Origin of the sequence: Luteibacter sp. dw_328, from assembly GCF_018449605.1 — a bacterium.
Lineage (GTDB): Bacteria > Pseudomonadota > Gammaproteobacteria > Xanthomonadales > Rhodanobacteraceae > Luteibacter.
On sequence record NZ_JAAVUW010000005.1, the window covers coordinates 100,396 to 120,895 of the forward strand.

19 protein-coding genes and 1 pseudogene are annotated in these 20,500 nt (G+C 63.8%); 11 read left to right on the forward strand and 9 right to left on the reverse strand.

The genetic code is table 11. From position 1 onward, the window contains the following. Positions 1-10 precede the first annotated feature (10 nt). The 3 genes from HB634_RS13155 to HB634_RS13165 all read right to left on the reverse strand — a co-directional run bounded on the left by HB634_RS13155 (position 11) and on the right by HB634_RS13165 (position 2,301). Positions 11-502: a MarR family transcriptional regulator gene (locus tag HB634_RS13155; protein ID WP_213948886.1), complete on the reverse strand. Its 492-nt coding sequence runs from the start codon at positions 500-502 to the stop codon at positions 11-13. Between the two features lie 124 nt (positions 503-626). Next, the gene (locus tag HB634_RS13160) at positions 627-1,520 is read right to left on the reverse strand and encodes an SDR family oxidoreductase (protein WP_213948887.1); all 894 of its coding nucleotides are present in this window, start codon (positions 1,518-1,520) and stop codon (positions 627-629) included. Between the two features lie 40 nt (positions 1,521-1,560). Continuing rightward, a complete protein-coding gene (locus tag HB634_RS13165; RefSeq protein WP_063573844.1) occupies positions 1,561-2,301 on the reverse strand; it encodes an SDR family oxidoreductase in 741 nt (246 codons plus the stop codon). A 112-nt stretch (positions 2,302-2,413) separates the two neighbouring features. Between HB634_RS13165 and HB634_RS13170 the strand changes: the two genes are divergently transcribed. Continuing rightward, positions 2,414-3,325, forward strand: coding sequence for a LysR family transcriptional regulator (locus tag HB634_RS13170; RefSeq protein ID WP_213948888.1), 912 nt, complete (start codon positions 2,414-2,416; stop codon positions 3,323-3,325). A gap of 22 nt (positions 3,326-3,347) precedes the next feature. Here HB634_RS13170 and HB634_RS13175 read toward each other — a convergent pair whose 3' ends face one another. After that, positions 3,348-3,761, reverse strand: a complete 414-nt coding sequence (locus HB634_RS13175; protein ID WP_063571272.1) for a DUF4156 domain-containing protein — start codon at positions 3,759-3,761, stop codon at positions 3,348-3,350. A gap of 179 nt (positions 3,762-3,940) precedes the next feature. Next, positions 3,941-6,781 (reverse strand): annotated as a pseudogene (locus HB634_RS13180) (pitrilysin family protein); the annotation flags it as partial. A 383-nt stretch (positions 6,782-7,164) separates the two neighbouring features. On the opposite strand from HB634_RS13180, the gene HB634_RS13185 reads away from it, so the two are divergent. Genes HB634_RS13185 through HB634_RS13205 form a run of 5 tightly spaced genes read left to right on the forward strand, consistent with a single transcriptional unit; the run spans position 7,165 to position 10,929 of the window. Continuing rightward, positions 7,165-7,359 carry a hypothetical protein gene (locus HB634_RS13185; protein ID WP_063571271.1) on the forward strand — a complete coding sequence of 65 codons (195 nt, stop codon included), beginning with the start codon at positions 7,165-7,167 and terminating at the stop codon, positions 7,357-7,359. 7 nt (positions 7,360-7,366) lie between these two features. Continuing rightward, positions 7,367-7,831: a tRNA (cytidine(34)-2'-O)-methyltransferase gene (locus HB634_RS13190; protein ID WP_063571270.1), complete on the forward strand. Its 465-nt coding sequence runs from the start codon at positions 7,367-7,369 to the stop codon at positions 7,829-7,831. A 47-nt stretch (positions 7,832-7,878) separates the two neighbouring features. Then, on the forward strand, positions 7,879-8,547 hold the full coding sequence (locus HB634_RS13195) for an SCP2 sterol-binding domain-containing protein (protein ID WP_063571273.1): 669 nt from the start codon (positions 7,879-7,881) through the stop codon (positions 8,545-8,547). Then, positions 8,544-10,193, forward strand: a complete 1,650-nt coding sequence (gene ubiB, locus HB634_RS13200) for a ubiquinone biosynthesis regulatory protein kinase UbiB (RefSeq protein WP_213948890.1) — start codon at positions 8,544-8,546, stop codon at positions 10,191-10,193. The genes HB634_RS13195 and ubiB overlap by 4 nt, the downstream gene beginning before the upstream one ends. A gap of 4 nt (positions 10,194-10,197) precedes the next feature. Next, positions 10,198-10,929, forward strand: coding sequence for a pseudouridine synthase (locus HB634_RS13205; RefSeq protein WP_213948891.1), 732 nt, complete (start codon positions 10,198-10,200; stop codon positions 10,927-10,929). 29 nt (positions 10,930-10,958) lie between these two features. Here the strand turns inward: HB634_RS13205 and HB634_RS13210 are convergent, their stop codons facing one another. Together HB634_RS13210 and HB634_RS13215 are read right to left on the reverse strand one after the other, a co-directional pair. Then, the gene (locus HB634_RS13210) at positions 10,959-11,258 is read right to left on the reverse strand and encodes a type II toxin-antitoxin system RelE/ParE family toxin (protein WP_213948892.1); all 300 of its coding nucleotides are present in this window, start codon (positions 11,256-11,258) and stop codon (positions 10,959-10,961) included. Next, positions 11,258-11,704 (reverse strand): hypothetical protein, encoded by a 447-nt coding sequence (locus HB634_RS13215; RefSeq protein ID WP_213948893.1) that lies wholly within the window; start codon positions 11,702-11,704, stop codon positions 11,258-11,260. Before HB634_RS13215 ends, HB634_RS13210 begins: the two co-directional genes overlap by 1 nt. A 228-nt stretch (positions 11,705-11,932) precedes the next feature. Here HB634_RS13215 and arfB point away from each other — a divergent pair, with 228 nt between their 5' ends. The 3 genes from arfB to HB634_RS13230 all read left to right on the forward strand — a co-directional run bounded on the left by arfB (position 11,933) and on the right by HB634_RS13230 (position 14,052). Then, complete coding sequence (gene arfB / locus HB634_RS13220; RefSeq protein WP_213948894.1) at positions 11,933-12,355, forward strand: alternative ribosome rescue aminoacyl-tRNA hydrolase ArfB; 423 nt, start codon at positions 11,933-11,935, stop codon at positions 12,353-12,355. Next, positions 12,352-12,939: a 1-acyl-sn-glycerol-3-phosphate acyltransferase gene (locus HB634_RS13225; RefSeq protein ID WP_255548567.1), complete on the forward strand. Its 588-nt coding sequence runs from the start codon at positions 12,352-12,354 to the stop codon at positions 12,937-12,939. Before arfB ends, HB634_RS13225 begins: the two co-directional genes overlap by 4 nt. Before the next feature lie 657 nt (positions 12,940-13,596). Further along, on the forward strand, positions 13,597-14,052 hold the full coding sequence (locus tag HB634_RS13230) for a hypothetical protein (protein WP_213948895.1): 456 nt from the start codon (positions 13,597-13,599) through the stop codon (positions 14,050-14,052). On the opposite strand, the gene HB634_RS13235 is transcribed toward HB634_RS13230, so the two are convergent. After that, positions 14,053-15,027, reverse strand: a complete 975-nt coding sequence (locus tag HB634_RS13235) for a LysR family transcriptional regulator (protein ID WP_255548568.1) — start codon at positions 15,025-15,027, stop codon at positions 14,053-14,055. It abuts the gene before it with no gap. 193 nt (positions 15,028-15,220) lie between these two features. On the opposite strand from HB634_RS13235, the gene aceB reads away from it, so the two are divergent. Continuing rightward, a complete protein-coding gene (gene aceB, locus HB634_RS13240; protein ID WP_213948897.1) occupies positions 15,221-16,819 on the forward strand; it encodes a malate synthase A in 1,599 nt (532 codons plus the stop codon). A 22-nt stretch (positions 16,820-16,841) separates the two neighbouring features. Next, a complete protein-coding gene (gene aceA / locus HB634_RS13245) occupies positions 16,842-18,131 on the forward strand; it encodes an isocitrate lyase (protein WP_213948898.1) in 1,290 nt (429 codons plus the stop codon). A gap of 76 nt (positions 18,132-18,207) precedes the next feature. Here the strand turns inward: aceA and HB634_RS13250 are convergent, their stop codons facing one another. Then, complete coding sequence (locus HB634_RS13250; RefSeq protein WP_213948899.1) at positions 18,208-20,361, reverse strand: TonB-dependent siderophore receptor; 2,154 nt, start codon at positions 20,359-20,361, stop codon at positions 18,208-18,210. Positions 20,362-20,500: the final 139 nt, after the last annotated feature.

A 20,500-nucleotide genomic window follows, 5' to 3' on the forward strand; every position in this document is an offset into this window, starting at 1 on the left:
CGAGTACTACTTATTCCCCGTATCCGGCGAGCATCTTCTTCAGCAAGACTTCGAGCTGGGCCTGCTCCGTGGCATCGAGCTTGCGCGTCTGGCGGAAAAGCAGGGCGACGATGTCCGGGAGGAAGCTTTCGATCAGCGCGATGCCCTCGGGCGTCAGCGTCAGCGTGACCTTGCGACGGTCGTCTTCGCTCGAGGCGCGCGCGACATAGCCCTTCTCGCAGAGTTGCGTGGTCAGGCGGGTGACGTTGGCCGATTTCTCGCCGGCAGCATCGGCCAGCTGCGACGGGTTGAGCGAGTTGTCCGGCGAGCCATACATCATCATGAGGATGTTGTATTCGGGATGGTTGAGCCCGTAGGGCTTCATCACCGCGTTGGCCTCGTCGTGGATCTCCTTGTAGAGATGCTTGATCAGCCGGACAAGCGCGGCGGGGTCGCGCGGGAAGCCAGGGTACTTCGAGCGGGTGACCTGGAGCCGGGCTTCGGTGGGGGCGAAATCGCTCATGAGGGATCCTGTTGGCGGATTGCCTCATAAGTATATAGTTCAGAGATGAATAATCAATAGATGATCTATTTATTCGTTCTTGCGACTCCGCGTCGCCGGCAGACGCCGGCGACGCATTCAGGCCTCACACCTTGGGAGACAAGAGGTCCGCGATGCCCACACGCCAGAACAACTCCCGCCGCACCCGATCGGCTACGCCGTTCACGATCTCGGCGCCGTCCTGAGAAGGGTCGACATGGACTCGGAAGGGCCGCTTGCCAAAGGGCAGGTTCACCACCTCGACGATCTTCGTGGCCACCTCCCCGGCGTCCGCATCGGCCGGCTCCAGCGCCGCCAGGCCATGGAGGATCCGGTCCGGCATACCTGCATACGGGCCGTCCATATACTCGGCCTCACGCGCCTGGTCGTTCGGCTTTCCCGCATGGGCAAAGTGGTTGGTGCCCTTCGTGAAAGCGCCGGGCACCATGATCGAGGTCTCGATGCCCCAGCGCGCCAACTCGCCGGCGTAACTCACGGCCAGCGAATCCATCGCCGCCTTTGCCGCGAAGTACGGGGCGAGGAAGGGCGGCGTACCACCGCGGACGCTACTGCTCGACACCCACAGCAGCAGGCCCTTCTTCTGGGCACGCATGACCGGCAACGCGGCGCGATTGACCCGCTGCGTGCCAAGCACGTTCACGTCGTATAGCTCGGCGTACTGTTCCGCGGTGAAGGACTCGGCCGGCCCGAACACCATGTGACCGGCGTTGTGGACAAGCACATCCAGGTGCCCGTCCTGCCCGACGATGGCCTTCAACGCGGCTTCCGCCGAGGCGTCCGAGGTGACATCGAGTTCGACCACGCGAAGGTCGATGTTTCGCTCCTTCGCTTCCTTCAGAACAGCATCGGCGTTGGCCGCGTTGCGACCGGCGATGTCGCGCATGCTCGCGTAGACGGTGTGACCAGCCTCGGCCAGGGCGCGTGCGGTCAGGAGACCGAAGCCACTCGATGCACCGGTAATCAGGATGACCTGCTTCATGATGGGTTCTCTTTAAGGGTTGAAAATAGAGGGCTGCGAATCAGACGATGCCGCCGTTGGCGCGAAGCACCTGACCGTTGATCCAACCGCCATCGGCGCCGGCAAGGAAGGCCACGGCCGCGGCGATGTCGTCTGGTGTGCCGAGGCGCTCTAGCGGCGCCAGCTTCGCGAGACGATCGACGAGCTCGGGCGATTTGCCGTCGAGGAAGAGATCGGTCGCGGTCGGGCCCGGTGCGATGGCGTTCACCGTGACCTGACGGCCGCGCAGTTCGCGGGCAAGCACCATGGTGGTCGCCTCGATAGCCGCTTTCGTTGCGGCATAGGCGGCATAGCCCGGCTGCAGGAGGCCGACCACACTGGAGGAGAAGTTAATGATGCGACCACCCTCGCGGATGCGGGTCGCGGCTTCGCGCATGGTGTTGTAGCTGCCTTTCACATTGATCGCGAAGAGGCGATCGAAGTCGTCGTCCTTGAGATCGGCGACATTGGCCAGGGCCATGACGCCGGCGTTGTTCACCAGCACGTCGACGCCACCGTAGACCTCATGCACGGTATCGAACAGGCGGCGCACGTCGGCTGACTTAGACACATCGGCCTGGGCGCTGATCGCCTTGCCACCGGCAGCTTCGATCTCACGGACCACGGTCTCGGCCGCCTGGGCGCTCCCGGCATAGTTGATGACAACGGTGAAGCCGTCGCGCGCGAGGCGCTTGGCCACTGCCGCGCCGATACCGCGCGAAGCGCCCGTCACGATGGCGACTTTCGGGATGCTCTGGTTCATCTGGGTTCTCCGGTACCGGCGACATTGCCGGGCGAGAACAGGATGGACGTTGTCGGCTTCCGGATAATCCATCACCATATGGCTTCACTATTCCGCCGAGCGGAACAATGCCATGGACCGTTTTGACACCATGCGCCTCTTCGTCCGCATCGTGGAGCGGCGCAGCTTCACCCTGGCGGCCTCCGACCTCGATCTACCCCGGTCCACAGTGACCCAGGCCATCAAGCGCCTGGAGACCCGGCTCGGGGTCCGGCTGCTGCAGCGAACCACGCGCCATGTCAGCCCCACGCTGGACGGTGAGGCCTATCACCGGCGCTGCGTAGCGATCCTGGCCGAGGTGGAAGATGCCGAAGCCGCCTTCCTCGACGCGCGACCGACCGGCTTGCTGCGCGTGGACATGCACGGCACGCTCGCCCGCACCTTCGTCCTGCCGGACCTACCGGACTTTCTCGCGCGCTACCCGGGCCTCCGGGTGCACCTGGGGGAAGGCGACCGCTGGGTGGATCTCGTACGTGAAGGGGTCGACTGCGTACTTCGCGTCGGCGACCTGGCCGACAGCAGCATGGTTGGCCGTCGGATCGCGATGCTGGAAGAAGTGACCTGCGGCAGCCCGGCGTATCTGGAGCGCCACGGCGTGCCGCAAACACCGGACGACCTCGATGGCCACCTCGCCATCGGCTTCCTCTCGACGGCCACGGGCAGCACGCTTCCACTGGAATTCGTCGAGAACGGTAACGTACGCCTGGTCAATCTTCCGTCCGTCGTGACGGTGACCGGTTCGGATACCAATATCGATCTCGCCCGGATGGGACTGGGCCTGATCCAGGTGCCGCGTTATCACCTGGCGGACGATCTGGCGACGGGTCGGCTGGTCCCGGTGCTGCCCGACTACCCTCCCACGCCCTCACCGGTATCCCTGCTGTATCCGCACAATCGACAGCTATCGCCACGCGTACGTGTGTTCATCGATTGGGTGACGGCGACGTTCGCCGCGCGAGCACGTGACGGGGTCACTTCGCTCTGAGCGAAGTGACGTCAGCGTCCGATCAGTTGTTCTTCAGCGGGACCGTTTCAAAACCCGCCTTGGGAGCGCTGTCGCCCTGAGGGGCGGGCGCGGGCGTACCGCTACGCGCGGGGCCGACGTTGCGACTACCGCAGGTGTAAGCACCCCACGGCTGTGAGCCTTCGCTCGGATCGGCCAGTGGCTTCACCGTGTCGGCGCCCATCTTGGCGGCTTCGTTACGCGCGAGTACCTCGAGTTCGTCGCGAACCTTCAGGTCGTTGCGATCTACCGGGCCGACACGGTTCATGACGGACACCGTGACCTTGCCTTGCTCCTTGCAGCTTGAGACGTCGCCGTTCCAGGCCGTGCGAACGTTTCGCGCGCCGTCATCGAGCTTGATGCCCCAGGTGCAGGCAGACAGGGCGAGGGGAACGAGGAGGACGAGAACCTTGCGCATGTGGAACTCCGGGGGATTCGATCGATGCCTATGCTAGCCGGACTACCGTGAGGGCGCGATCTTCGTCGATCGCGCCCTCACGTGAGTTACTTGCCGGTCGCCGGGGCGGCGGCATCCTGGGAAGGCTTGGTCGCCTTTGTGATCTTGCCGGCTTTGCCGGTCCTGGCGTGCGGCACGTCCTTTGCCGGATTGCCATCCGCATCGATCACGTGGAGCTCGCCCAGGTTCAGGGCACGAACGGGCGCCTCGATCTTGCTCAGATCGCCCACGATGACCCAGGTCAGCGCATCGGGGTGAATCACGGCCGTCAACGCATCCTCTGCGGCCTTGCGGTCGACACCTTCAATGCGGCCCTTGAGGGTCTGCACGTAGTTGTCCGGACGATCGTAGATGACGATGCCCGTCATCGCACCGAGCACCGCGGAGGTGGTTTCGAAGCTTCCGGGCAACGCACGGACTTTCTGAGCCCGAATCTTCGCAATCTCGTCGTCGGTCAGCGGCTTCGGGCCGATGACGGCACGTGCTTCCTTGAGGATCTCCGCAGCGGAGTCGGCCGTCTTGTCGGTCTGCACCGGCGCATAAAACAGCATCGGTCGCTGGCCCTGGGCATCGGAAAGCATGCTGCCCGCCCCATAGGCCCAGCGCTTCTCTTCGCGCAGGTTCATGTTGAGGCGCGAGGTGAAGGTGCCACCGAAGGCGCCGTTGGCGATACCGAGGTCGAGTGCGTTCTTCGCCTTGGTCGACGGCGCGAGCAGGCCGGCGAGAATGAGCGATTGCGGCGCATCGGTGCGATTGATCAGGAAGACGCGCGGCTTGGGCTGTTCGGCGACCTGGCCGACGTTCTTCGTGGGCAGCGCACTTGTTGGCGCGGCCCAGTCACCGAAAACGGCATCCAGCTGCGGCAGGATCTGCGCCAGCGTGGTGTCGCCGGCGACGAGAATGCGAACGTTGTCCGGACGCAGGAAGTCCCGTTGGAATCCGGCGAGATCCTCGGCGGTGAGCGACGCGATCGCCTTCTCGGTGCCGCTGCCGGTAAACGGAATGCCGTAGGCGTGGTTCTTGCCGTAAAGCAGGGGCGGCAAGGTACGCAGGGCCAGGCCGGTAGGCTCGGTCTTCTCCTGCGCGATGCCCGCCATCCACTGGCCGCGCACGCGCTCGATGTCGTCGGATTTGAACGCCGGGTTGCGAACGATATCGGCGAACAGCGAGAGCGACGGGGTCAGTTCGGAGTTCAGCGCGTTGAGGCCGATCGAGCAGTTGTCGAGCGAGCAGCCGGAACCGATGATCGCACCCAGGCGCTCCTTGCGCCGGGCCACTTCGACCGAATCCAGCGTCTTCGTGCTCTCATCGAGCAGTGCCGAGGTGAAACTTGCCGTGCCGAGCTTGCGGCCCTGGTCTGCGGCATAGCCCGCATTGAACAAAAGGCTGATCTGGGTAATCGGCACGGTATGGCGCTCGGCGAGCACCACCTCGATGCCGTTCTTCAGCTTGCCGCGCTGCAAGGTCGGGAACGAGAGATCGGGGAAGCTGTCGACCGACGGCACGCCCTTGCTGCGATCGACCGCCGACTTGCCGACGGTATAGGTCTTGGCTTGCGGCAACACGGCCGCCGGACGCCCCGCCGAGTCTTTCAGGCCGGCCACGGCCTTGTCCTCGGCAGCGGGGTCGAAGCCCGGCGCAGCGGGCAGCACGGTGAGCGTGTAGTCCCCCTTGGACAACCACGTCTTCGACGAAGCGAGCACGGAGGCGATCGTGGCGTTCTGCGCGCGCTGGAGATCCTTCTTATAGGCCTCGGGGTCGTTTCGGTAGACCTGACCCTCGGCGAGGATGACGGCCTTGCCGCCGGAACCACCGACCTTCTCCAGGCCACGCACGAAGCCGGCGCGATTGCTGACCTTGGCGCGTGCCAGCTCATCTTCTGTCGGACCGGTCGCCATGTAGTCCTTCCAGACATCGGCCACAGCGGCTTCAACCTTCGCTGGATCGACGCCGTTCTTGACGTCGACGGTGAGCTGCACCTGGCTGGCGAGTGCGAACGGCGCAATGCCGAGACTTACATCGTCGGCCAGCTTGTCCTGGTAAACGAGACGCTGGTAGAGGCGCGAGGTCTTCCCGCCGCCGAGCACCGTGGTGGCGAGATCGAGCTGAACGGAGTCATCGCTGCCGAGCTGCGGTACGACCCATGTGCGAACGATGCGGGTCTGTGCGACCTGGTCATGCTGCGTGCCGCGCGTGGAGGTCGCGACAGGCGTGATCCACGGCTGCTGACGCGGCACCGGCGGCCCTGCGGGGATGTCGCCGAAGTACGTTTCCGCCTTGGCCTTGGCCTGGGCCACCGTGATGTCACCGGCGAGCACGAGCGTGGTGTTGGCTGCGCCGTAGTAGCTGTTGAACCAGTGCTTCACGTCGGCGAGCGAGGCCTTGTCCAGATCGTCCATCGAGCCGATGGTGTCGTGGTGATAGGGGTGGTTGGCCGGGTAGGTGTTGACCAGGATGTTTTCATCGACGCGGCCATAGGGACGGTTCTCGTCCTGGCGCTTTTCGTTCTGCACGACGCCGCGCTGGGTGTCGAGTTCCTTCTGCCCGATGGCACCGAGGAGGTGGCCCATGCGGTCGGATTCCATCCACAGGGCCATGTCCAGCGCGGTCGTCGGCACGGTCTCGAAATAGTTGGTGCGATCGAACCACGTAGTGCCGTTCATGTCGGTGGCGCCGGCCACTTCGAACGGCTGGAAATACGTTCCTTTGCGGTTCTCCGAGCCCGAGAACATGAGGTGCTCGAAGAGGTGCGCGAAGCCTGTCTTGCCAGCGGGCTCGTCGGCGGAGCCAACGTGGTACCAGATACTTACCGCAACGACGGGGGCCTTGTGATCCTCATGGACCACGACGGTCAGGCCATTGGGCAACTGGAACCGCGTGAAGGGGATATCCGGGATGGCGTCGGGGGACGGGGTGGCCGCTCCGGCGACTCCAACGACGGAAATCAGCCCGGCAGCAAGCAGGGCGAATCGTTTCTTCATAGCGGCTCCTGTGGGCCTCTATGGCCCGATCCCTCCGAGGCTAGCCCGCGCGGTCCATCGGACGCAATCAGCCGTCCTGCACGGTCCGGACGGTGTCCGCTGTCACGTGGTCAGTGTCCGCGGACATCGACTCGCAGCGTCGCCACCTGACAAACCTCATACGAATCAGCTGATTGCACGCCCTTAAAAGCTGGCACGGCGTTTGCGTTACTAGTCCTGCCAAGCCGGGTGGACTTCCCGCCCGACATCGATCCGGAGAACGCCATGAAGTACGAAATGCTGATGATGCGCGGCCTGCTCGTGACCTCGATGCTGATCTGCGGCCTGACCCTCGGCCAGATGTTCTGAATAGCCACCCTTTAAGAATTTACGGAACCTACGCCATGAATCACGAACTCCTGATGCTCCGCAGCCTGCTGGTCGCCTCGCTCGTCGTCTGCGGCCTGATCCTGGGCAACATGCTCGCCTACACCGGCAACCCGGTACAGCTGGCGACGGTCGGCACGGCAGCCGGCGCAATCACCAACGGCTGCGGCGTGCCACCCGATGGCATCGTCTGCCCCCGCATCGCCTCATAATGGGCGCATGCCCCACGTCATCCTCTTCCGACCCGAAATACCGCCCAACACGGGCAACGTCATTCGCCTCTGTGCCAACACAGGCGCGGCCCTGCATCTGGTGCGACCGCTCGGATTCGAGCTGGACGACGCCCGTCTCCGCCGCGCCGGCCTGGACTACCACGAGTTCGCAAGCGTCGCCGTCCACGACGACCTGAGCGCCTGCCTCGCCGCCATCGGCCATCCGCGGGTCTTCGCCTTCTCGACCCGGGGTCAGCATCTCCATACCGATGTCTCGTTCGCCGAAGGCGACGCGCTTCTCTTCGGCTGCGAAACCGCGGGCTTGCCAGACGACGTGCTCGATGCCATTCCCGAGGAGCATCGCGTCCGCCTGCCGATGCGACCGGGCAACCGTAGCCTCAACCTTTCCAACGCGGTGGCCGTTGCCGTGTTCGAAGCGTGGCGGCAGTCGGGTTTCGACGGCGCGTCCTGAACGGCCCGGATGCCGCTGCACGCGAGCCGGCGGGCTACAATTGCGGCATGACTTCCGATCGTCCCTCGGCTGACGCCGGCCCCAATCGATTCCTGCCCCGCCCGCTTCGCGTCCTCGCCGGACGTGCCATGGAGGCAGCACTCAACCGTGCCGTCGACCTGGACCCGGACACCCGCGCCCGTCTGGACGTGCTCGACGGCCGCAGCGTACAGGTGCACCTAAGCGGACCGGACCTGGCCCTGCGCATCTCGGTCGAGAAGGGACGCCTTCGCGTCGGACCTCCGGCAGAAGGTGGCAGCCTGCGTGTCACGGCATCACCGGCCAGCCTGCTGGCCATGGCCATGCGCCGCGACGACGACGGTGTGGCTCCCGGCAAGGTGGATATCGCGGGTGACGCCGAGTTGGCACGGCGGCTCGAGAAGCTCACGCGCCAATACGCACCGGACGTCGAAGAGGCGTTCGCGAAAACGTTTGGCGACACCATCGGTGTGCCGTTGGCCAAAGCGCTACGGGATGGCCTCGCCCACGCCCGCGAGTCTGTGTCCCACCTCACCGAGGACGGGGCCGACTGGCTTCGTGATGAGGGGCGCGTCGCCGTCGCACCCGGCGAGGCAGATGCCTTCCTCGACGGCGTCGATGACGTGCGTGAACGCACCGAGCGTGCCGAGGCCCGTCTGGCCCGCCTCGAGCGCGCCTTGAAAGGGCGTCACGCATGACGCCGCTGCGTCTGTTGCCGCGCCTGTTGCGCGTTGCCTCTATCCTCATGAAGTACCAGCTCGACGACCTCGCGGATGGGACGCCGGTTTTCCGTTCGTTGAGGCTGGTGCGCCCCCTCTTTCCCGGCGTGCCTGCCGAGGTTCGGGCGCTGCCACGTGGGGCGCGACTGCGACTCGCCCTGACCGATCTCGGCCCCATCTTCGTCAAGGCCGGCCAGGTGCTTTCGACGCGTCGCGACCTCGTGCCCACCGACATCGCCGACGAGCTGGCGCTCTTGCAGGATCAGGTGCCGCCCTTCCCCGGCGCCGAGGCCCGCGCGATCGTCGAACGCGAACTGAAGGCATCGGTGACGACGCTGTATGCCAGCTTCGATGAAATCGCCCTGGCCTCCGCGTCGATCGCCCAGGTGCACGCTGCCACGCTGCACGATGGCCGCGCCGTCGTCGTCAAGGTGCTGCGTCCGGGGATCGACAAGCGCATTGCACGCGACGTCGATCTTCTCCACGCGCTCGGTGAGCTCGCCCAGCGCTGGCATCCGAATGCCGACAAGATCCGTCCGCTCGAGGTGGTCGCCGAAGTCGAGAAAATGCTCTCGAACGAGCTCGATCTGCGACGGGAAGGCGCCAGCGCCAGCCTGCTCCGTCGCAACTTCGCCAGTGGCGTAGATCTCTACGTGCCGGAAGTGCATTGGGACCTGAGCACCGAGGGCGTGCTCACGCTCGAGCGCGTCTACGGCGTCAGCTGTGACGACATTGCGGCGATCGATGCGGCCGGCCTCGATCGCAAGTACCTCGCCGAGAAAGGGGTGCGGCTGTTCTACGAGCAGGTGTTCCGCGACAACTTCTTTCACGCCGATGCGCACCCGGGCAACATCTGGGTCGACCTCACGCGCGTCGACGAACCCCGTTTCATCGCGCTCGACTTCGGCATCATGGGCTCCCTGCCCGAAGCCGATCAGTTCTGGCTTGCCGAGAATTTCATCGCCCTGTTCGAGCGCGACTACGCGCGCATCGCGCAGCTGCATGTCGCCGCGGGCTGGATGCCTGCCACGCTCAGGCTGGACGAGCTCGAGGCGGCCATACGCACCGTTTGCGAACCCTATTTCACCCAGCCTCTCGCGAAGATATCCATCGCCGAACTGGTGGTGAAGCTGTTCCAGACCGCGCGAAAGTTCGAGCTGACGCTGCAGCCGCAGCTGATCCTCCTGCAGAAGACCCTGCTCAATATCGAAGGCGTCGGGCGCATGCTCGATCCCGATATCGACATCTGGGCCGTCGCTCATCCGGTGCTTCGCCGCATCCTCCGCGAGCGCTACAGCTTGCGCGCGACGCTGCGCGATGTGCGTCGCCGCCTGCCGCAATGGATTCAAACGGCGCCTCAGGTGCCGGAGCTCGTGCGGGATGCGCTGCGTCAGGTCGGCAGCGGTCAGCTGCGTCAGATGGCCGACCCGCACGCGCTTGCGCTGGCCCGCGACGATGCGCGGCGCATGCGCCGACTCGTGGCCTGCAGCCTGCTGGGTTCATCGCTGCTGGTCTGCGCCGCCCTGGTCGGTACGCTGGCTGCACACGGCACGTGGGCGGCCATCGTGGCTGCGGTGGCGGGCGTGATCGCCTTCGCCGCCGGCTGGCCGCGCCGCGTCGGCTGAGCCCATGCTCGAGATCCTCTATCAGGACGACGACATCGTCGCCGTCAACAAGCCGGCCAATCTCGCGGTGCACCGATCGAAGTTCGTCGGTCCCGATGACGCCTTCCTGATCGACCTGCTTCGCGAACAAGTCGAAGGGAAACTGCACCTCGCGCATCGCCTGGACCGTGCCACGTCTGGCGTTCTCCTGGTCGCGCGCTCGCCGGAAGCAGCCAGTCAGATGGGCGAGCAGTTCATGGGACGCAGTGTGCGCAAGCGCTACCTCGCGGTGGTTCGTGGCTGGCCAGACCCCGAGGCCGGCACGATCGACTATCCCTTGCCGGGATCAAAGGACACCGGGCCGCGTCGCGATGCCACGACGGACTACAGGCAGCTGGGCACGACGGAAGTCGATATCGCGATGGGTCGCTACGACAAGCAGAGGTATGCTTTTGCCGTCGCGGAACCGCGCACCGGGCGATTTCGCCAGATCCGGAAGCACTTCGCGCACATCCATCACCCGATCGTCGGTGATAGCCAGCACGGGCGTGGCGATCACAATCGTCTGTTCAAGCAGTACTTCTCGTCGCACCGGCTGCTGCTGCATGCAGCGCGGCTGGAGTTCGAGCATCCTGTCGATGGGCGCCCGATGGCGATCGATGCAGGGCTGGATGAGACGTGGCTCAAGCTGCTTGAGCGGTTCGCATGGGCGGAGGCTTACGAGGCTCAGGTCGAGGCGTGGAAGGCAGCGAGCTAGCGGCGCGCGAGTACGGTCGCTTAGTCGACCTACAAGGGCCACTGGCGCCGCGTGTGTACCGCCGCGTGAACCGTCACGTGGTCGTACATTGCATCGAAATGATAGACAACACGGTAAGGAACGGCCGAAAGCACGCGCTCGCGGCTGCCGCTTGCCGTCATCCCACCGGCCTCCGGATGCGCGACGAGACTTTCGATTGCATCCATGATTGCTAGCAGAACACCCTCTGCTGCCTGCCAAGCTGACTGAGACTCGCACCAAGCAGCGATCGCCTCAATATCGTGCAGGGCATCTTCCGACAGGTGCAGGTCGACTCGTTTGTCAGGCATCAGGGCGAACGCTTCTTACGAGCCTCCATGCCTTTAAGCAGCTCCGTGACACGAGCTCTGGCCTCATCAAGGGGATACAGCTTCGACTCGCCGGAGGCGACCCTGGCCATCGACTTTTCTACCTTGGCCTTTAACCAATCCGCGTATTCCGCCGTCTCCTTGAGTGCTAGCGCACGATCGGGACGGGGGGCGCGCAGGGTTCCCGCTTCGTACGCGTCTGCAATGACGCTTAACCGGGTCACGCCCAAACGCGCCATCTGGGCAATGGCGCTGTCCGTCGTTGAGAAGATGCGCAGCGTGCCGTCGGCGGAACACAACATGCGCGCGCCTTCTTCCACGTCAACGCGCACCGTCCAACCTGATTTGCGACCGATAACCGTTGCTGTCGATAAAGCGCCGGCCTGAGCCAACAGGCGGAGCCGAGCCAGCTTGATTGTGTCGTCCATGCACGGGCCTACGGTCGCGTAGAGGGGCGACCAAGGATCAAGATTAACGTTAAACATAGTCAATTCCAATGCAGAGGCTCAAGGAAAGAGCCTCCGATACTGGCCCGCCTGGATGGGACCCGAACCTGGGTGTAGCCCATCACGCGATGTAGGCGCCACGCGCGCCCTTCGCTCTGGTCTCGCGCCGCACCATGCAACCAGGAAGCGCGCTGCTAGAATCCGCCAGCCATGCTCATCGTCACAGCCAACATTACGATACCCGACAGCGAACTGATCGAGCGCTTCATGCGTGCCGATGGTCCAGGGGGACAGCACGTCAATCGGACGGAGAGCGCTGTCGAGTTGCGCTTCGACGTCGCGTCGTCGCCATCACTGCCAGACGAAGTGCGCGCACGACTGCTCGCTCGTCGGGACAGGCGAATGACCGATGCGGGCGTGATGGTGATCCAGGCTCGGCGGTTCCGTGACCAGGCCCGCAACCGCGACGACGCGCGCGACCGCCTGGTCGACGTGATCCGCGAGGCCACCGTCGTCGCGAAGAAGCGTGTGGCGACGAAGCCCACGCGCGCATCGAAGGAACGCCGTCTCGTAGGTAAGACGCAGCGGGGCCAGACCAAGCGTGGGCGTTCGCGCGACTGGAGCAGCGATTGAGCCCCTATCCCGAACATCTTCCGCCGAACGTTCCTTCGCTACCCGATTCGTGGTGGATGAGGCTGAGCCGCTGGGCCATTCGCCGTAGCGGATGGCGATTCGTCGGCGAGCTTCCGAATCTTCCGAAGGTCGTAGTCATCGGCGCCCCTCACTCGTCCTATTGGGACGGTGTGTGGGGCTTGCTGATGAAGTCGGCAATGGGACTGGACCTGGGCGTGATGATCAAGCGCGAGGTGCTCAACGGCCCATTCGGCCCGATCGTGCGCCGCCTCGGCATGGTGCCGATCGACCGAAAAGCGGCGACCGATGTCGTCGGCCAGATGGTCGAGAGGTTCGCAACGCGCGAGAAGATGTGGCTCGGTATCGCCCCCGAGGGCACGCGCAAAGCAGTGAAGCAGTGGAAGTCCGGCTTCCTGCGTATCGCGAGCGCAGCGAATGTCCCCATCTTGCCCATCTTCATCGACTACCCGACGAAGACGTTTACCTTGGGTCCCGTCGTCGAGACGACGAACGATACGGAAGCAGACATGACGCGCATTCGCGCCATGTTCGCTGGATATCAAGGGAAGCACCGGACCGCTTGAGTCCTGGCATGCGTCAACCGAGGGCATGCCCGTGACGAATGGTGTAGAAGGCACGAGCTTGCGATGTGTTCTTCACCACCACTCGGTACGTGCCAGGGCCTATGTTAGCGAAAAGGTAGGACCCGCTAGCAAGCGTTTGCCACTGGCCATTTACAAGTCGCTGCAACGATGATTCGAGCCACGCACTTCCCGTCACTGAGGTGGACGTAGCGCTCGTACAATTCGTGGTCCAACTGAAGAATTCATACACTTGACCGGCGACAAGATCTCCCCGCAGCGTCTGGTCCTTCGGATAGGCGAAGCACCGACCTCGTGTGTCCTGTAACTTCCCTGTCGCCTGAGCAGCGTGAACCGCCGAACCCGATGCAAGCGGTACAAGCGCTCCAAGAAAAAGTGCGGCCTTCAAAGCTGAGTTCATGATAGCTCCCGAGATAGCGCGTCATTGCGCACGACCACGTTAGAGAGGACCGTACCGGGCTGATGCCGGACGAGTTCGCCGATGGACGTAGGATTACCCTAAGGGCCATGCCGTGCCGTCTGATACGCACGCAGAAACGGTGCCGCCCGCTTGATTACCGCGCCGATCCCCGACTCAACTTGCGAGTGCGCTCAGCCAGTCTCGTCGTACAGACGAATACGAGAGAGCAGACCATGGACATGGCGAGCGTCCTCAGGACACCGACACCAACCAGCAAGCCGTGGCAACTTCAGAGCCGTCGCACTAGCCACTGCATGCTGCGGGATAAGCCGATCAAGGGCGGCAGCATCGCTGAGATTGCGCAGACGCTGGACGAAACTACCAAGGAGCAACTTCGTAACGTAAATATCCGCTCTATTGATCCGGTGGAACTCAGCAACTTCATCCTCATGTTGCATCACGAGGGTTACCTCGCTCATGAGGCTTTCACACATCTCGGCAACTACCAACTTGATTACAAGGGATTGATCGATCCGCTCAAGGAAGCCCGGGACGGACGTGAGTCCATCCGCGGAGTCGACGACATCATGTACGCGCTCGCGATACGTCATTACGAAACGAGCATCGACGCCCTCCTCGGAATTGAACGGTTGACTGACTATCTGAATGGCCGGGGCGTCGATGTTTACGCGTGATTAGCGTTCCGAATGTCCCGACTCGTCATAGTCGCGATGTGTCAGCAAGCCCGGCCGAATCAGATCGATGAACGCCCTCGCCTCGGGGCTCAGGAACTTCCCCTTCCGCATCACCACACCGTAGCTTCGCTGCGGAAAGTACTGCCGCAGGTTTTTCACGACCAGACGCTCGCGATCCGCCTCCGTAATACAGATCCCCGTCACGATCGAAATGCCGAGTCCCATCGCAACGTACTGCTTGATCACGTCCCAACCGCCCACCTCGATCGCGACGGTGTAAGGCACTTTCCGTTGTTGGAAAACCATGTCGACAAGGCGATACGTGGTCAGACGCTTTGGCGGAAGGATCAACCCGTAAGGCGAAAGATCCTCCAGCCGAATGTCAGTCTTGGATGCCAGCGGGTGGTCCGGCGGCATGATCAGCATCGGGTCGTAGTGGTAGACCGGTGCCCAGGCGATGTCGTGCGGCACGTCGATCATCGAGCCGACGGCGATATCCACTTCGTCGTTGCGCAGGAGCGCCAGCCCGTCGCGGTTGGTGACGTTGGACAAGGCCAGGTGGACGTGAGGGAAACGCTCGCGGTAGGTCTTGACCAGCTCCGGCAGCAGGTACTGAATGGTCGACGAGCCGGCGGCGACGGTCAGCTTGCCCGCCTGGGCGCCCTTGGTCTTGGACTGGAACTCGCGGTCCAGGTTTTCGAAGCCCTCGACCAGCGGGCGCGCCAGTTCGTACAGCGCCTCGCCGGCATCCGTCAGGGTGATACGGCGCCGGGTCCGCTCCAGCAGGTGGGTCCCAAGCTCCCGCTCCAGGGCCTTGAGCTGGAGGCTCACCGACGGCTGAGACAGGAAGAGTGCCTCGGCGGCTCGACTGAGCGTGCCGAGCCGGGTCGTGTAGACGAAGGCCCTCAGCTGCTTGAGCCGGTTCCCTTTGTAATAGAACCGGCCACCTTCCTCGTCGGCAGGACGATCGGCCATGCGCGGCTTCGCTCTCTTCGCGGGGGCCTTTTTTGGCGGATTCAGCTTACGGACCATCGAATTTAGTCCACGTAATTAGGATGTTGTACCTCACATTAGCATTGTTAATGTAAAGCTTTGAAACATTTGTTTTGTCAAAAGCAACGCTTCGGACCTAGGGTGGATACCAGACCCGCAGCCCGAGGCAGATCCCATGGCAGTTCCCAAGAACGTGATCGACCCCCTGGCGGGCGTCCGCTTCGGCGACGGCAGCAACACCTACAACGACGTCCTGACGCCGGGTGCCGTTGCCTTTGTCGCCGACCTGCACCGCCGCTTCGACAGCCGGCGCCTGGCCCTGCTCGCCGAGCGGACGGCCCGCCAGCTCCGCTACGACGCCGGCGAGCTGCCGGACTTCAGGCCGGACACTGCCGCGATCCGCGAAGCCGACTGGTCGGTGGCAGCTATCCCCGATGCCCTGATGGACCGCCGCGTGGAGATTACCGGCCCCGTCGAGCGGAAGATGATCATCAATGCGCTCAACTCCGGCGCGAAGGTGTTCATGGCCGACTTCGAGGATTCGAGCGCGCCGACCTGGACGAACCAGATCGAGGGCCAGCGAAACCTGCGTGATGCCGTCGATGGCACGATCGAATTCACCAACGCGGAGGGCAAGGTTTATCGCGTGGGCAAGCAACCCGCCGTGCTCGTGGTGCGTCCCCGAGGCTGGCACCTGCCGGAACGCCACGCGGAGGTCGATGGCGATGTGGTCGCCGGTGCGCTGGTGGACTTCGGCCTCTATGCCTTCCATAACGCCAAGGCGCTGCACGCCCGGGATCACGGTCCCTACTTCTACCTGCCCAAGTTGCAGAGCATGGAAGAGGCCGCGCTGTGGGAATCGGTGATGGCCCATGCGGAAACCGTACTGGACCTGCCCCACGGCACGATGAAGGCCACGGTGCTGATCGAGACGCTGCCCGCCGTGTTCCAAATGGACGAGATCCTGCACGCCCTGCGCGATCGCATCGTCGGCCTGAACTGCGGCCGCTGGGACTACATCTTTTCCTACCTGAAGACCTTCCGCGCCCACGGCGACCGCCTTTTGCCGGAGCGTGGTCAGGTCGGCATGACGGCGCCCTTCCTCAAGGCGTACTCGGAACTGCTCATTCGGACCTGCCATCACCGTGGCGCCTTCGCGATGGGCGGCATGGCGGCGCAGATACCTATTCGCGGCAACGAAGCAGCGAACGACGAAGCCATGGCCAAGGTGCGAGCCGACAAGCTTCGCGAAGTTACGGCAGGACATGACGGCACGTGGGTGGCTCATCCTGCGCTCGTGCCGATTGCCCAGGCCATCTTCGACGAACACATGCGCACGTCCAACCAATTGCATGTGCAGCGCGACGACGTCGTGGCCTCGCGCGACGCACTCATCGCGCCGGCGATCGGCACGATCACGCGCCCGGGTTTCGACAACAACGTGGAAGTCTGCCTCCGCTACACGGCCGCCTGGCTGGAAGGCCTCGGTTGCGTGCCCATCCACAACCTGATGGAAGACGCCGCCACCGCCGAGATCGCACGTGCGCAGCTCTGGCAGTGGCTGCATCACGAGCCACTGGAATTCAGCGACCACGCACCGATCGACTTCGCACTGTTCGACCACGCGCTGGCGACGCACTGCCACCGCCTTCGTGAAAGCTCGCACCCGGGCGCATCGCGCGCCGAGCAGGCTGCCGCGCTGATCTCTGCGCTGACGCATGCCGACGAGCTCCGCGACTTCCTCACCCTGCCCGCCTATGAACACCTGTCCTGATCATTCTCCAAGGAGTCACACCATGAAGACGCATACTGCCGAACAGATCACGCTGGACTGGAAGAACAACGATCGCTGGAACGGCGTCGAGCGTCCGTACTCCGCCGAGGATGTGATACGTCTTCGCGGTACGGTGCAGGTCGAGTACACACTCGCGCGCCGCGGTGCCGAGCGCCTGTGGCGGTCGATCCACGACAAGCCCTACGTTAACGCGCTCGGCGCGCTGACCGGCAACCAGGCCATGCAGCAGGTGAAGGCCGGCCTGCAGGCCATTTATCTGTCCGGTTGGCAGGTCGCGGCCGATGCGAACACCGCCGGCACCATGTACCCCGATCAGTCCTTGTATCCGGTCGACTCGGTGCCGAATGTCGTTCGCAAGATCAACAAGACCCTGCTCCGCGCCGACCAGATCCATCACGCCGAAGGCAAGGACAACATCGACTGGCTGGTGCCGATCGTCGCCGACGCCGAGGCCGGCTTCGGCGGCGTGCTCAACGCGTACGAACTGATGGCCCACATGATCGAATCCGGGGCTGCCGGCGTGCACTTCGAAGACCAGCTGGCCAGTGCGAAGAAGTGCGGCCACATGGGAGGCAAGGTGCTCGTTCCGACTCAGGAAGCGGTGCAGAAGCTGATCGCCGCGCGTCTTGCGGCCGATGTCGCTGGCGTGCCGACCCTGATCGTCGCCCGTACGGACGCCATGGGCGCGGGCCTCGTCACGACGGACATCGACGAGAACGACAAGCCCTTCCTCACCGGCAAGCGCACGGTGGAAGGCTTCTACGAATCGAAACAGGGCATCGAGCAGGCGATCAGCCGCGGCCTGTCCTACGCGCCGTACGCCGACCTGATCTGGTGCGAGACGGCCACGCCCGACATGGAGCAGGCCCGCCGCTTCGCCGAGGCCATCCACGCGAAGTTCCCCGGCAAGAAGCTCGCCTACAACTGCTCACCGAGCTTCAACTGGAAGAAGAATCTCGACGAGAAGACCATCGCCACCTTCCAGAAGCAGCTGGGCGAGATGGGTTACGCGTTCCAGTTCATCACCCTGGCCGGCTTCCATGCACTGAACTACTCGATGTTCCAGCTGGCACGCGGCTACCGTGACCGTCAGATGGCGGCCTACGTGGAGCTGCAGGAAGCCGAGTTCGCCGCGGAGAAGGACGGCTACACCGCTGCCAAGCACCAGCGCGAGGTCGGTACCGGCTACTTCGACACCGTGAACCAGGTGATCTCTGGCTCATTCAGCTCGCTGTCGGCGCTGAGTGGCTCGACCGAAGAAGAACAGTTCCACCCGGCGTCCGCGGCATAAGCCGCGCACGCATAGAGAACAGCAGCACGTGGGCCGCGCACGCCGACAGAGGGGCGCGGCCCGTTCATTGGGTGGGTTACCAGCGATACGTCGCACTCGCCATCGCGGTGCGGCGATTGCCCCACGAACATCCCAGTTCGCCATAGCAGACCGACACGAAATGTTTGTCGAGCAGGTTGTTGACGTTGAGTGCCAGCGAGACGCTCGGCATCTCATAACGCACGACGGCATCGAGCAACGTATACGCAGGTACGTTGAAATCCCGGGTGACATCCGTCGTCACGTCGGGATGGTAGGTACCGCCATAGCTCTCGCCGACGCGACGCACACCGCCGCCGAAGCCAAGGCCGCGCGCCACGCCTTCGTGCACGGTGTAGTCGGCCCAGAGGGACGCCATGTGCATCGGCACGGTGACAGGCGGCTTACCGATATCCGTCACGACACTCGACCTGGTGGTCTCCGCGTCCGTGTAGGTATAAGCAGCTCTCAATTTCAGGCCGTCGGTCAGGTTGGCGACGCCTTCCAGTTCCGCACCTCGCGAACGCACTTCACCCGCAGCACGGGAAAAGCCAGCGTGCAACGCATCAGTCACAAGCACGTTGCCCTCATGGATCTCGAAGGCCGAGACCGTCACGAAGGCATCCACGTTTAGTGGCTGATACTTCACGCCGCCCTCGATCTGGCGACCGGTGGTTGGCAGGAATCCGCGGCCCAGATAGTCGAAGCCGCTATTGGGGAGGAACGACGTCGACCAGCTGACATACGGTGCCAGACCCCAAGACGTCTGGTAGACGAGGCCGACACGGCCCGTCGTCTTGCTGTCGACCTGGCGGCTAGCCGTGTCCGCGATCTGGTCCAGTCCGCCCATCGATGTCCAGTCGCGACGCACACCGACCAGTGCCACCCAGCCGTCGCCGAACTTCAACTGGTCCTGTGCGTACGCGCCTGTCTGCTTCAGGCTCTGTCGATTGCGGAAGCCCGGTGTACCCAGCGGCGCCATGGGCAGGTTGTACTCGGGCGCATAAGCGCTCAGCGGATTGCCCAGGCCATCGCTTTCGCTCTGGCTGCTGTGCGTCTGTGAAACATCCAGCCCCATGAGCACGGCATGCTGCACCGGCCCGGTCGCGAAGTCGGCCGTTACCCGGTTATCCATGAGGTAGCTGTTCGTCTGCGACTCGTTATCCATCGCATAGCGATTGAACGTGCTGTAGTCCGGCGACAGCGGGCCACTGCCATAGAGCTGGCGCCAACTCGTGGTCTGCCGGGCGACACGGCCGTTGAGGTGGAAGCTCCAGACCTCGTCGATACGGTGGTCGATCTTGTAACCGACGGCCGACTGCGTACGGCGATAGCTGTCCCAGTTCGTATCACCTGTGTACAAGGACGTGGATAGTTTGCCGTTCGGATTGAGCAGCACCGTTCCCTGCGCCGGCAGGAACGGATACAGGCTGTTGGTCAGGTCGCGCTGGTAGTTCATCAGCAACGTGACGCTCGTGTCGTCGTCAGGCGCATACGTGATCGCAGGGGCGATGGCGACGCGACGGTTATAGGTGTGGTCGATCTGCGTGTCGTCGTCGAAGCCGATCGCAGTGAGGCGATAACGCCACCGGCCGGCATCGTCCAGCGTACCGCCGTGATCGGTGCGTAGCTGGCGCTGCGCGTAGTTCCCGAGCTGGACGCCTACCTCATGCAGCGACTCCGTGGTCGGCATCTTGCTCGTGACGTCGATGAGGCCGCCCGGGTTGCTCTGTCCGTACAGCACCGAGCTCGGTCCCTTCAGCACGGCGACGGATTCGATCAGGTAAGGCTCGATACGGAGACTGAGGCCACCCGGCTGGGATCTCAGGCCATCCTGATAGATACCGAAAGACCCGGCGTCGAAGCCCCGGATGTAAGGCCAGTCGTAGCGCTGATCGGTGCCCGTCGCGTTGGAGGCGGTGCCCGCCGTGTAGTTCAGCGCGTCGGACAGGCTCTGCACGTTGCGTAGCGTAAGGCCTTCACGACTGACCACCGACACCGATTGCGGCACCTCGATGAGCGGTGCGTCGGTCTTCGTGGCCACGGTGGCCTGGGACGCGGTCGATGCACGAACTTTCACGCCCTGCAGGTCGGTGACTTTATCCTTGTCTTTTTCGGCCACATCATCGACGGCATGAGCCATCGGTGCGGCGAGGAGCGCAGCGATACAAAACGGGATGGCGCGACGGCACAGCGTATCGAAGGGACGCACGGCAAGCTTCCTTGAGGTAAACGGAGGGCTTGCTGGCTGGATCGCGAAGGCGAGCGTGGCTGGCTGGTCCGGGGGAGACCACGCCCGCGGAAATGACAACGCACGCGAGCGCGGCCGGCATTTTCAAGGCGAAACCCTA

Excerpts from the sequence above, each read along its gene's own strand:
- HB634_RS13155 (WP_213948886.1), bottom strand. The coding sequence starts at position 502 with ATGAGCGATTTCGCCCCCACCGAAGCCCGGCTCCAGGTCACCCGCTCG.
- HB634_RS13160 (WP_213948887.1), bottom strand. The coding sequence starts at position 1,520 with ATGAAGCAGGTCATCCTGATTACCGGTGCATCGAGTGGCTTCGGTCTC.
- HB634_RS13165 (WP_063573844.1), bottom strand. The coding sequence starts at position 2,301 with ATGAACCAGAGCATCCCGAAAGTCGCCATCGTGACGGGCGCTTCGCGC.
- HB634_RS13170 (WP_213948888.1), top strand. The coding sequence starts at position 2,414 with ATGGACCGTTTTGACACCATGCGCCTCTTCGTCCGCATCGTGGAGCGG.
- HB634_RS13175 (WP_063571272.1), bottom strand. The coding sequence starts at position 3,761 with ATGCGCAAGGTTCTCGTCCTCCTCGTTCCCCTCGCCCTGTCTGCCTGC.
- HB634_RS13185 (WP_063571271.1), top strand. The coding sequence starts at position 7,165 with ATGAATCACGAACTCCTGATGCTCCGCAGCCTGCTGGTCGCCTCGCTC.
- HB634_RS13190 (WP_063571270.1), top strand. The coding sequence starts at position 7,367 with ATGCCCCACGTCATCCTCTTCCGACCCGAAATACCGCCCAACACGGGC.
- HB634_RS13195 (WP_063571273.1), top strand. The coding sequence starts at position 7,879 with ATGACTTCCGATCGTCCCTCGGCTGACGCCGGCCCCAATCGATTCCTG.
- ubiB (WP_213948890.1), top strand. The coding sequence starts at position 8,544 with ATGACGCCGCTGCGTCTGTTGCCGCGCCTGTTGCGCGTTGCCTCTATC.
- HB634_RS13205 (WP_213948891.1), top strand. The coding sequence starts at position 10,198 with ATGCTCGAGATCCTCTATCAGGACGACGACATCGTCGCCGTCAACAAG.
- HB634_RS13210 (WP_213948892.1), bottom strand. The coding sequence starts at position 11,258 with ATGCCTGACAAACGAGTCGACCTGCACCTGTCGGAAGATGCCCTGCAC.
- HB634_RS13215 (WP_213948893.1), bottom strand. The coding sequence starts at position 11,704 with ATGGACGACACAATCAAGCTGGCTCGGCTCCGCCTGTTGGCTCAGGCC.
- arfB (WP_213948894.1), top strand. The coding sequence starts at position 11,933 with ATGCTCATCGTCACAGCCAACATTACGATACCCGACAGCGAACTGATC.
- HB634_RS13230 (WP_213948895.1), top strand. The coding sequence starts at position 13,597 with ATGGCGAGCGTCCTCAGGACACCGACACCAACCAGCAAGCCGTGGCAA.
- HB634_RS13235 (WP_255548568.1), bottom strand. The coding sequence starts at position 15,027 with ATGGCCGATCGTCCTGCCGACGAGGAAGGTGGCCGGTTCTATTACAAA.
- aceB (WP_213948897.1), top strand. The coding sequence starts at position 15,221 with ATGGCAGTTCCCAAGAACGTGATCGACCCCCTGGCGGGCGTCCGCTTC.
- aceA (WP_213948898.1), top strand. The coding sequence starts at position 16,842 with ATGAAGACGCATACTGCCGAACAGATCACGCTGGACTGGAAGAACAAC.